Source organism: Gaiella sp., from assembly GCF_035710885.1.
Taxonomy (GTDB): domain Bacteria; phylum Actinomycetota; class Thermoleophilia; order Gaiellales; family Gaiellaceae; genus Gaiella.
The window spans coordinates 1-11,342 of the sequence record NZ_DASTCS010000043.1 but is presented as its reverse complement, the minus strand read 5'-3'; the positions used below and the strand labels follow the sequence as shown (position 1 = coordinate 11,342).

The window sequence follows — 11,342 nt, the reverse complement described above, 5'->3', positions numbered from 1 at the left end:
CGCGAGCGCGATCTCTTTCGCTGACCGCGCGGGGCTTTGAGCGCCGAACGGCCACGGTAGAGTTGCCGCATGCGGAGGTACGCGATCTGGGGCACTGCGACGTCGCCCGAGCACGAGGCCTGGGTGCGGTCGATCGGCATGGAGTTCGAGGCGGACGGTTTCGTCCTCGTCGACGACATCGCCGACGCGGACTTCGTCCTCAACATGTTCGACGCGGAGCAGCCGAAGGCGTTCCGCCGTCAGTCCCGCGGCACGTACTCGGCCTCGTTCTACGAGCTCGACGAGGCGCCCGACGACGTCCTGAAGACGAGCTACCCGATGCTCGTGCGCACGCTCGCGAACGTGGTCGTGCTCCACGTGCCCGGGCAGGGCGTGTGGTTCACGACCATGGAGCGCGGCACGTACAAGATCTCGGACGACCCGCGTGAGGTCTTCGAGCGGCTCGCGCCGCTCGCGAAGTCGAAGCTCGTGATCGACAACGAGTTCGTGGCGGATCTCGAGCCCGAGCTCTGGGACGGCGACGAGGTCACCGCCGACATCGGTGCGGCAGGCAAGCGGATGCAGGAGCTCGACCTCCTGCCGGCGCCCTTCCCCGTCCACGAGTACCTCGACGAGCGCGACCTGCGGCATGTGATGCGGCTCTACCAGGTGGGCGGGCTCTCCTACGGGAACCTGTCCGCGCGGAAGGACGCGACGAGGTTCTGGATGAGCGCGAGCGGCGTCGACAAGTCCCAGCTCGAGGTCGCCGGGCGCGACATCCTGATGGTCACGGGGTACGACGAGGACAACGCGAAGATGGTGATCAGCGTCCCGCCCGGGATCGAGCCGCGTCGCGTGTCGGTCGACGCGATCGAGCACTGGATGATCTACCGGGCCCATCCCGACGTCGGAGCGATCCTCCACGTCCACGCGTGGATGGAGGGCATCGCCGCGACCGATATCAACTACCCCTGCGGGACGCAGGAGCTCGCCGAGTCGGTCGCGGAGCTGATCGACCGCGAGCCCGACCCGGCGCACGCCGTGATCGGCCTCCGCAACCACGGCATCACGGCGACGGGCGACACCCTCACCGAGATCCTCGACCGCATCGAGTCGAGCATCCTGCGCCAGGTGCCAATGACGTAGCTCTAGGGCTTCGGCATCAGCCGGACGTGTGGGTGCGGGCCCGCCACACGGTCAGCAGCGCGAGCAACGGGACGATCAGGACGTCGTTGACCAGGCACCAGACGCACCACGCGTCGATCACGAACGCCTGCAGGATCACGAGGTACGCCGCGAACCCGAGCGCCACGAGTGCGAGCGCGGCGGCGAGCGTGCGGGCGAGCTCGCTGTCCCACGCGAGGAGGCCGAGCAGCGTCAAGAGGGCGACGAGGCCGAGCAGCGCCACCGGGATCCCGGCCAGCTCGGCGTAGGAGGAGTCCTGGACGGTCTCGCACCCGCCCCCGCCGGTACAGATCAGCGCCTCCGGTTGGTAGTGGACGTACGTCAGGTACCCGGCCACGCCGACGCCTGCCAGCGCGACGACTGCGGCCGCGGCGCGGAGCGTGCGGTCGCTCATCCTTCGATTCAGCTGCTGAGCGCGTCGTCGAGGATCGTGCGGAACTCCTCGATGTCGAACGAGCCCGGCCGGACCTCGTACGGCTCCGCGTCGCCGACCTGGACGTAGAACCACGGCGTCCCGGGAATCTCCCGTTGCTGCGCTTCGGCCGCCATCGAGTTCGCCTGCTGCAGCGCGCCCGGGCCGTCGGCATCCGTGCTGAGCTTCTCGTAGTCGAGGCCCAGCTCACCGGCCAGCCGCTCGAGCAGCTCGTCGGTGACCCACCCCGAGTTCTCGTCGCCCTGATTCGCATAGAGCGCGTCGGCCAAATGCCAGAGCTTCCCCTGCTCACCGGCGGCGATCACGTGGAGGAGGGCCTTCTCGGAGTCCGGGCCGAGGAACGCCATCCCGACGAAGCGAAGCTTGACCCTGCCCGGCTGGACGTACTCCTCGACGATTCCCGGGAAGGCCTCCTCCTGGAAGCGCTTGCAGACGGGGCACTGGAGGTCCTCGAACTGGATCAGCGTCACGGTCGCGTCCGGGGAGCCGAGGATGGCGCGCTCCTGGGGGATCCCGTCGAGCAGCGTCGTTGCCTGCCCGGTCGTGGTCGGGGAGGTCTCCTCCGAGTCGTCGCCTCGCAGGAGGAGGCTCGCCGCGACGAGCCCGATGACCACGACGGCCGCGGCTGCCGCCGCGATCAGGAGGTTCCGGTTCCCTGACCCCCCGCGGGGCGGAGGCTTTCGCGGCTTCGGCGGCATCGCGCGTCAGTCTGCCTGCGATCGTCGCGCGCGAGTCGCAGTGCCGTTCACGGCGCGAGCGTGAGAGGCACCTCGAAGACGTGCAGCGGCCGGCCGTCCTTGGCAGAGGACTCGAACGCGACCACCGTCACGTCCCCCGTCCGCCCAGGGAGCGGAAGGCTCGTCTCGAAGGTGCCCCTCGTCCCCGTCCCCGTCGTGGCGGTCGTGAAGGTCTCGAGAATCGCCTTTCCGGCCGAGTCCCGGACCTCGAGCGAGACGGTCGCCTCGAAGACGTTCGCGGTCCCGACGAGGCGGATCGGAGCCGAGACGTCGTCACCCGGAAGTGGCGACTCGACGAGGATCTGCGGCGTCTGGTCCTCGATCGCCCGGCGGCCGATCGGCGGGTCGACGACGACACCCTCTCCGCCGATGCTCTCGACCGGCTCTCCGTCCAGACGGAACGCGACGCGTCCGACGGTCGGGAAGCGGGTGAGCGTCGCGACGACCTGCGCGACGCGCCCGAGCATGGACGCACTCCCGCCGCCGTCGTCGAACCTTCCGTCGAGATCGACCGTGGCAATGCCGTTGGCGATCGAGATGTCCCTCAGCGCAGTTCCCTCCGGGATCGCGCTGACCAGGCCGTCGCCGGCCTCGTCCGGCGTGGGACCTTCGAGCAGTTCGGTCAGCGCGGCCCGCGCGACCGCCGGCGTCGCCTCGATCTCGCGCCGGACCGGCGCCACCTTCCCGTCCCGAAGGAGGTAGACCGCGACCGAAGTCGTGCCGCCGGCGGGAGGGATCGTCTCGGTCACCGTCTCGGGCACCGTCGGCGGCGGAGTGGCCTCGTCGCCGTTGCCGTCGCAGCCCGCTGCAGCCACCGCGAGCGAGGCGAGCACCGCAAGCGCGGCGAGGCGCATCGGCCACTGGATCACGGGCGCATCGTGCCTGGCAGTTGTTCGGAATTCAGTCGGCTGCCTCGCGCGCGAGGGCGGCGAGCGTGCGCCCGACGAGAGGTGCGAACTTGAAGCCGTGGCCGGAACATGCCGAGCCGACCACGACCCGCCCGTGTCGCTCGAGCACGAACTCGTCGTCGGCCGTGTTGGTGTACAGGCACGTGTCCGCGCCGAGCCTCTCGCCGGCTCTTTCGTACCGCGAGGCGACCCACTCTCGAGTCCACGCCGCGATGAACTCATCCGGCTCGGCCGTGGAGCCCGGCACGACGGCGGGGCCGGAGTGGTGGAGACCCGCCTTGAGCCCCTGTCCCGGCGCCGCCAGCGCGTAGCCGGCGAGCCCAGCGCGCGCCCCGCCCTCGCTCGGAGAGGGAAGCCTGCCGTAGTCGATCAGCGCCGGGATCGTTCCTGCCTCCGGCACGTCCACGTAGACGACGGTCTCGCGCGTCGGGACGACGGCGAGGTCGATCCCCACTGGAGCGAGTAGCTCGGGAGCCCAGGCGCCGGCGACCACGACGACGGCACGTGCCGTGAGGACGCCGCCGTCGAGCTCGATCTGGACGGCGCCCCGGCCGAGCGAGAGCGACCGAACGGGCGTGCTCGTGCGAACCTCGAGGCCTCCTCCCTCCAAGGCCCCGGCAAGAAGCGCTTTGTATGCGCGGTCGGCGTACGTCACCCCTCCGTCCGGCTGGAACACTGCGGTCTCGCCTGCCTCGAGCAGCAGCGGCCATCGCTCTCGCACCTCATCCGCCGAAAGCGTCTCGCTGCGCACCCCACACGCTGCGAGTGCCCGCGACGTCTCGATGGCGACCGGCCCGAGATCGAGGGACCCGACCCGGTCGATCAGGCGCTCGCCCCGCTCGGCTTCGAGCTCCCGCCATGCCGAGTCGGCCGCCAGGGCGAGCCGGACGAACCGCTCGTCCGGGTAGTTGAGCCGGAAGATCCTCGAGGTTCCGTGGCTGGATCCGTGCGCGTGGCCCAGCTCGAACTGCTCGAGCAGGAGCGCCTTTCCGGCGTATCCGGCGAGCGCCCGAGCCGTCGCGATGCCCACGATCCCCGCGCCGACCACAACGATGTCGGCGTCCGGGGGCACGGTCCGATCCTACGCGGGCTCCGGGCGCAACCGAGGCGAGCGGCGTCAGGCGGCGCGCCGCGACTTCGCGGCGCGTGACGCCGCGCGTGCCAGCGCACGGTACGCCCTGGCGAGCTCGTCGCGGTCGCCGGCGGCTTCGGCGGCCTCGACCGCGGCAACTGCCTCCGAGACGGCCGCATCCATGCGCTCCCGGCCATAGGCGAGAGCCGACTCGCTGATCCCGATCCGGCGCGCGAGCTCGCGCATCACCTGCAGCGACGGGATGCGCTCGCCTCGCTCGATACGCGAGATGTACGCAGCGCTGCATCCGGGGAATGCGAGTTCGCGCTGACTGATCCCGGCGGCCTCACGTGCGGCGTGCAACCGAAGGCCGACCGCCATGGGGTCGTCGTAGTGCGGCGTCCTGGGACGCTTGAGCTTCACCATGCCAAATGATCGCACGGAGGGCGAGAGGGGCAAACCTGCCGGGATCTCGGCCGGTTAGCCGCGCAGCGCCCGGAGCGCGTTGAGGATCACGGCGACGTCGATCACCTCCTGGAAGAGCGCGCCCCACACCGGGGGCAGGTAGCCGAAGGCGGCGACGACCATCGCGCCGACCGACAACCCGAGGCCGAAGACGACGCTCTGACGCGCGATCGCGAGCGAGCGTCGGCCCACGCGGACGGACAACGGGATACGGCCCGCGTGGTCGACGACCACGACGACGTCTGCCGTCTCCGAGGAGACGGTCGCTCCCCTGCCCGCCATCGCGATCCCCACGTCGGCGAGCGCCAGCGCCGGCGCATCGTTGATGCCGTCACCGACCATCACGACCACACCGTCGGTCCGCTCGCGGGCCTGCCTCACCGTCTCGAGCTTCTCCGCGGGATCCTGCTCGGCGTAGACCTCGTCAATGCCGAGCGTGGAGGCAACCTCGCGCGCGATCTCCATCCGGTCGCCGCTCACGAGAGCGACGTGCTCGACGCCTGCCGCGCGGAGTTCCTCGGCGACGGTCTCCGCCCCCGGCCGAAGCTGATCGGCCATCACGATCACACCCTCCAGTCGCCCGTCCACGCCGACCAGGACCTTCGCGCGACCTGCCCCGTCGCCGTCGTCGAGCGCTCTCGCGTGCTCGCGCACCGCGTCGTACCCGCGCTTCTCGAGCCAGCCGCTCGAGCCGACCGCGACGCGGCGCCCGTCCACGACGCCTGCGATCCCGCGGCCCGGCTCCTCTTCGACGCCCGTCGGCGTCGTCAGCGCGATTCCGCGGGCGCTCGTCGCGTGCACGAGGCTCTCGGCGAGCACGTGGGCCGAGAGCTGGTCGAGCGACGCGGCCAGGCGAAGCGTCTCGTCGGCCGGCAGCGTCCCGAGCTCGACGATGCGCTCGATCGCAGGCTCGCCGCTCGTGAGCGTCCCCGTCTTGTCCAGGAGCACCGTCCTGGCAGCGCCCAGGCGCTCGAGCACTCCTGCTCCCTTGACGATCACACCCGCGCGCGCGGCGCGCGACAGCCCGCCCACGAACGCGATCGGAGCCGCGAGGATGAGCGGGCACGGAGTCGCGACGACCATCACGGCGAGGCCGCGCTTCGGATCTCCGGACGCTCCCCAGGCAAGGCCGGCGACGGCGAGCGAGAACGGGAGGAAGACGGCCGCGTACCGGTCTGCGAGGCGTGTGAACCTGGCCCGGTCACTCTCCGCCGTCCGCACCAGCCGGACGATGGCCGCGTAGGCGCTCTCGGCTGCGGGTCGCATCACGCGGGCGTCGAAGGCATTGCCCGCGTTCGTGGTGCCCGAACGCACCTCGCCTCCCGTCGGGATCGTGACCGGGAGCGACTCTCCCGTGAGCGCGGACTCGTCGACGACGGCGTCGCCGGCCGCGACGACTCCGTCCGCCGGGACGATCTCTCCGGCGCGCACCGCGACGAGATCCCCGGGCTGGAGCTCCTCGACGGGCACCTCCTCGACCCCCGATGCCCCGTGGCGATGTGCAACGCGGGGCGCCCGCTCCACCAGCCGGCGCAGCTCTCGCCGGGCTCGGCCCGCCGCCCACGCCTCGAGCGCCGCACCACCGGCCATCATCAGGGCGACGATCGCCGCCGCGAGCTGCTCGCCGAGGAGCAACGCCCACGCGATCGCGACGAGGGCGATCGCATCGACTCCGATGTCTCCCTCGAGCAGGCTGCGCAGCGTGTCGACGATCAGCGGGACGAGGACGACCGCCGCTCCGGCCCCCCACACGATGTCCGCCCACCCCGGCTCGCCGAGCAGCCAGAGGATCCCACCTGCGACGATGGCCGCGAGCGCCGCGACTGCGAGCACGCGCTCTTTCATCCGGAACTCCGGCCTACGCCCCTCACCGCGGCACGCATGGCCTCATCGTGCCCGCAGCGACGCGATCGAGTGCCCCCACGGGCCGACCCGCGGGTTACACCCCTGGTTACACCCGCTGACGAATGGATCCCTCGAACGAGGGACGAAAGAATCCGCGCCATGACGAGGACGGCCACCGCAGTCGACGCGCCGCTGACCGACCGCCAGCGCGAGGTTGTCGCGCTGATCGCGGCCGGGTGCTCGAACGACGAGGTCGGGCGGTCCCTGGGGATCTCCGCTCGCACCGCGAAGGCACACAGCGACGCGCTTCGCGTGAAGCTGGGCGTTGCACGCCGGAGACAGATCCCCGCCGCGTATCGCCTGCTCACAGGTGAGGACCCCTACGTCCCCGCCCTCGTCAGGCTCCGCCCCCCACGGAGCCGCTGACGGCAGACGCCCGCGGTCCGCACACGCCGGCCGCGGGCGTCCTCTTCCCAGAACGGAGGGGAGTGGAGTAGGTTCACTCCACCGATCCTGATGGCAGAGGAGCCACGGAAGCCGAGGATCCGACGGCGCCGGATCATCGAGCGCCCCCGTCTGATCCGCGCCCTCGATCGGTCGAGCGCACGCGTGCGGACGCTCGTCGCCGGATCCGGGTATGGCAAGACGATTCTCGTGGAGCAGTGGGCGCCGCGGGACGGTCGTGCGGTCGGCTGGTTCCATGCGCGGCGCTCGGCCGCAGACGTCGCGGTGGTCGCGAGGGCGCTCGTCACCGCCGCGGACGCAATCCTGCCGGGCGCCGGTCGGCGCCTCCTCGAACGGCTGGCGGTGACCCAGGACCCCGAGCGGGAGGCGACGCTGCTCGCCGAGATGCTCGCGGAGGATCTCGACGACTGGCCCGCGCACGCCTGGGTCGTGATCGACGATTACCAGCACCTGGCGGTATCCGTGGCGTCGGAGGCGTTCGTGGAGACGGTCGTCGAGCGGTCACCGGTGCAGCTCTTGATCGCCAGCCGCGTCCGTCCGACGTGGGTGCAGCCCCGGCGGATCCTCGACGGTGCCGTTCTCGAGATCCCGCAGACCGCGCTCGCCATGGGAGCCGACGAGATCGAGGAGATCCTGCAGGGCGCTCGAACCGAGCTCACCTCGGGGCTGGTGGCGCTCGCGGGCGGCTGGCCGGCGGTGGTCGGTCTCGCGGGCATGGCCCCGGACGCGCCAGACACGGACGCCGACCTGCCGGAGACGCTCTACGAGTTCTTCGCCGACGAGCTCTATCGTGGCCTCGACCCCACGGTCCAGACCGGCCTCGCGATCCTGGCGGCCATGCCGCTCGTCGACCGCGAGCTGGCGGAGACGATCCTCGGCCCCGAGCGCGCGGAACAGGTATGTCACGAGGCGCTTCGCCTGGGCATCCTCGAGGAGCGAGACGCCCGCCTCGAGCTCCACCCCCTCGTCCGCGCGTTCCTCGAGGCGCGCGTGCCTAACGAGCCAATCTCCGGGCTAGCCGCTGCGACTGCCGACGCGCTTTCGGTGTACAGGAAGAGACAAGAGTGGGACCCCGCATTCGAGCTGGTTCGCCAGCACGACCTCCACGAGGAACTAGCCGGGTTGGTGCTCGAAGCGGTTGACGACATGGTCTACAGCGGGCGTCTCATTGCTGTGGAGGAGTGGGTCCGCTACGCGAGGGCACGCAGGCTTTCAAGGCACCCGGTGTTCGCGGTCGCCGAGGCGGAGCTTCATATACGCCAAGGACGTCACGTAACCGCTCTGACCGTTGCGCGGTGTGGGATGCACGATAAGACAGCCACCGGCGAGGTGAAGTACCGCCTCTTAGTCGCTGCGGCACGAGCGTCGCACGTCGGTTCCCACGAAGAAGAGGCGCTCAACTACTACCGAAGCGCCTGTCACGCGGCGCGCACTCGCGCCCAGGAGCGAGAAGCGAGGTGGGGTGTGTTGATGTGTACCTCGGCGCTCGAACGGCCGGAGGCTCACGAATTGCTCAGGCAGCTTGAGCAAACGGTCGATGTTACGGACGTCCGAGACCAGGTGCGGATGGCAGACAAGCAGTTGAGCCTCGGGTTTCGGTTCGGGTTCGTCACCCACCTCCCCGATAGTCGAGCAGCCCTCGAGCTTGTCCACAGTGTCGATGACCCGCTAATTCGCTGCTCGTTCCTGAGCATGCACGCGTGGGCCCTTGCTCTTGGCGCCTATTACGGAGACGCCCTGGAGATGGCGAACCTGCTCATCGACGACGCGACAGGATTTCGTGTCAGTCCAGCCCTGCCGTACGGCTATGCGACACGAGCGGTAGCACTAGCCGGCCTGAGCGAGAGTGAAGAAGCCCTTCGCGCGGTCGAGCAGTCGAATCGGGAAGCGAGTCGACTGAACGACGTGAACGGATTGCAGAACGCATACGCGATCCGCATGCGAGTGCTTCTCCAGACAGGCGCGGCGGCAGAAGCTTGCGCTACGGAGCCGCCGAGCATCGACGACGCGCTCCCGAGCATGAGGGGTGAAGTTCTAGGTTCGCGCGCACTCGCACTCGCAACGATTGGACGGCTGAGCGAGGCGATGGAACTCGTTGAGCAGGCGGCCATGTGTACTCGGGGAATAGAGGCACACGCTCTGTTCCACGCCGTCGACGCTGTTTGCGCGCTGAAGGAGCGGAGCGTTGATCTGATCCAACGCTGCGAGGCGTTGGTAGACCACGTGTTCGAGACGGGTTCCGTTGACTTCGCGGTGACCGCTTATAGAGCCAATCCCGATTTGCTTTCTACTCTCCTTGCGTCGAGCCGCGTACGAGACAAGGCGGTCTTCCTAGTTCGTCGAGCCGGAGACGATGAGCGTGTCGAGGCACTCGGCGTCTCTCCAGCATCGCTCGTTGATCCTGCAATCTCGCTCTCGGCACGTGAGCGCGAGGTCTACGACCTAGTCTGCGAAGGTTTGTCCAACGCCGAGATTGCGCGCCAGCTCTTCATAAGCATGGGCACAGTGAAGGTGCACGTCCATCACGTGTTTGACAAGCTGGGGATCCGTTCGAGGACGGCGCTGGCTCTTAACTCGGCGCGTGGTCGCTACGCGGCGCCGGCCGCCGCGAAACCGTCAGACGAAGACTCACCTTGATCGATCATCACGCCAAACCCGGACCCGCGTGCCCCGCGATAGTCACCGTCGGCATCGGCAAGCACCGAGAGGAAGGCAACGACCGCGTCGGTGAAGAATTGGCTCCCCATCGCTTGCAGAAGCCGATCTCGGGCAACCGTGTACTCCATTGCCAGTCGATACGGTCGATCAGAAGTCATCGCGTTGTAGGCATCAGCGACAGCGATGATCCGCGAAATCAACGGGATCTCCGTTCCTCGGATCCCGTCGGGGTAGCCCTCCCCATCCATTCGTTCATGGTGGTGACGAACGATCAACGAGACATCAGAGTAGGCCTCGACCTTGGAGAGAATTCTCTCTCCGATCTCGGAGTGTCGTTCCATCTCTCTGAGTTCGTCAAGAGTGAGGCGCCCCTCCTTGTTCAGGAGTGTGGCTGGCAGTCCGATCTTCCCAATGTCGTGCACGAGTCCCGACAGGAATGCGCGTTCCTGTTCTTCCGGAGCGAGTCCCATCTTCTGGGCGATGTCGCGGGAGTAGGTCGCGACTGCCCTTGAATGTCCGGCTGTGTAGCGGTCACTCTCTTCAAGCGTCTGTACAAGCGCAGTGGCGAACGACAGGTTTGCGTCTCGGAGCGCTGTATTCGCAGACTGCAGGTCTGCATAGAGAGTCAGTTGTTCCTCGTACAAGCGCGCCTTCTCCTGATAGAGGCTGAACAGCCTCTGCGCGGCGAGGGCAGGCGCGAGGAACAGGAACGCCGTCCAGGGAGAGAGGTCGCTGTACGTGAATGCCAGGGCCGCGACTACTGGTGCATATACGCACATAGCTGTTGCCATCACTGGGCCGACCATCCGAGCTATGGCGGTTCGGTTGCCACGTACACGACTCGTAACGGTGGCAAAGGCAATTTCGAGCGCTTCGCCTACCGCGGATGCGGCGATCGTCGCTACAAAGAGGCCAGCCGTGCCTCCGATGCGGTCCTGCACAGCACCGGCCGTGAGGCCCATGGCCGCGCCGGCCATGAAGCGGCTGCTGGTGTAAGTCAGCCACTTGAGATGGAGCGAACGTCCGTGCTTGTCCTGGAAGAGCTCGGAGTCCCCGATCTCAGACGCTGCACCGACAATTCCACCTGCTAGCGGGCCGAAGAGGACCGCTGCGAACAGCGTCAGGACTGGCGAAATCGACAACTCCGTCGTGTCGCTGAGCCGCACAGACGCACGCTCCGCGACCGCGGCGGCCAGGCAGAGCGCGATGACGACCCAGGCGTTCCCAAGCGTGAAGCCGAACTCGATCAGGATGTAGGCCGTAAGAAGAGCGGCCGCCGTCAGCCCAAGGACGTATCCGATGAGCAGGCGAGTGGGATGGCCGTGGTGATCCAAACTTGCTCTATCCCTCGAACGGGGTATACGATCCCTCTGCCGTCAGTTCCCAATCTAGGAGTAGCGAATGCGGAAGGCCTTCGTTCGCAACCTCCTTCTCGCCGTCATGTCAGCTGGCGTGAAGGACTGGTAAGCCCGTCGAATCCTCGTTTCTGTCCACAACCCGGGCATCCCTCATCCGGGGGATCGCTGGGTCCGAGCAGAAGTGAGAGTCGACGGATGGAGTTCACGCAATGAGCCCACGCCGGAAGCCAACGGCTA

The 11,342-nt window shown here is 68.5% G+C and carries 10 protein-coding genes; 3 read left to right on the top strand and 7 right to left on the bottom strand.

Annotation, left to right across the window (positions count from 1 at the left end; genetic code table 11):
* Window positions 1-69: 69 nt before the first annotated feature.
* Window positions 70-1,125: a class II aldolase/adducin family protein gene (locus tag VFO26_RS09870; protein ID WP_325114796.1), complete on the top strand. Its 1,056-nt coding sequence runs from the start codon at window positions 70-72 to the stop codon at window positions 1,123-1,125.
* 16 nt (window positions 1,126-1,141) lie between these two features.
* Here the strand turns inward: VFO26_RS09870 and VFO26_RS09865 are convergent, their stop codons facing one another.
* The 6 genes from VFO26_RS09865 to VFO26_RS09840 are packed head-to-tail and all read right to left on the bottom strand — an operon-like array spanning window position 1,142 to window position 6,624.
* Window positions 1,142-1,558 (bottom strand): vitamin K epoxide reductase family protein, encoded by a 417-nt coding sequence (locus VFO26_RS09865; protein ID WP_325114795.1) that lies wholly within the window; start codon window positions 1,556-1,558, stop codon window positions 1,142-1,144.
* Between the two features lie 8 nt (window positions 1,559-1,566).
* Window positions 1,567-2,295 (bottom strand): DsbA family protein, encoded by a 729-nt coding sequence (locus VFO26_RS09860; protein WP_325114794.1) that lies wholly within the window; start codon window positions 2,293-2,295, stop codon window positions 1,567-1,569.
* A 47-nt stretch (window positions 2,296-2,342) separates the two neighbouring features.
* Entirely contained in the window at window positions 2,343-3,203 is an 861-nt protein-coding gene (locus VFO26_RS09855; protein ID WP_325114793.1) for a GerMN domain-containing protein, read from the bottom strand.
* A 31-nt stretch (window positions 3,204-3,234) separates the two neighbouring features.
* Window positions 3,235-4,314: an FAD-dependent oxidoreductase gene (locus tag VFO26_RS09850; protein WP_325114792.1), complete on the bottom strand. Its 1,080-nt coding sequence runs from the start codon at window positions 4,312-4,314 to the stop codon at window positions 3,235-3,237.
* Between the two features lie 45 nt (window positions 4,315-4,359).
* Window positions 4,360-4,737, bottom strand: coding sequence for a helix-turn-helix transcriptional regulator (locus VFO26_RS09845; protein ID WP_325114791.1), 378 nt, complete (start codon window positions 4,735-4,737; stop codon window positions 4,360-4,362).
* A 57-nt stretch (window positions 4,738-4,794) separates the two neighbouring features.
* A complete protein-coding gene (locus tag VFO26_RS09840; protein WP_325114790.1) occupies window positions 4,795-6,624 on the bottom strand; it encodes a heavy metal translocating P-type ATPase in 1,830 nt (609 codons plus the stop codon).
* A 159-nt stretch (window positions 6,625-6,783) separates the two neighbouring features.
* Between VFO26_RS09840 and VFO26_RS09835 the strand changes: the two genes are divergently transcribed.
* Both VFO26_RS09835 and VFO26_RS09830 read left to right on the top strand, forming a co-directional pair.
* The gene (locus tag VFO26_RS09835; protein WP_325114789.1) at window positions 6,784-7,050 is read left to right on the top strand and encodes a helix-turn-helix transcriptional regulator; all 267 of its coding nucleotides are present in this window, start codon (window positions 6,784-6,786) and stop codon (window positions 7,048-7,050) included.
* Window positions 7,051-7,140: 90 nt separating this feature from the next.
* Window positions 7,141-9,726 carry a LuxR C-terminal-related transcriptional regulator gene (locus VFO26_RS09830; protein WP_325114788.1) on the top strand — a complete coding sequence of 862 codons (2,586 nt, stop codon included), beginning with the start codon at window positions 7,141-7,143 and terminating at the stop codon, window positions 9,724-9,726.
* Here VFO26_RS09830 and VFO26_RS09825 read toward each other — a convergent pair.
* Window positions 9,678-11,081 (bottom strand): HD-GYP domain-containing protein, encoded by a 1,404-nt coding sequence (locus VFO26_RS09825; protein WP_325114787.1) that lies wholly within the window; start codon window positions 11,079-11,081, stop codon window positions 9,678-9,680. The genes VFO26_RS09830 and VFO26_RS09825 overlap by 49 nt on opposite strands.
* Window positions 11,082-11,342: the final 261 nt, after the last annotated feature.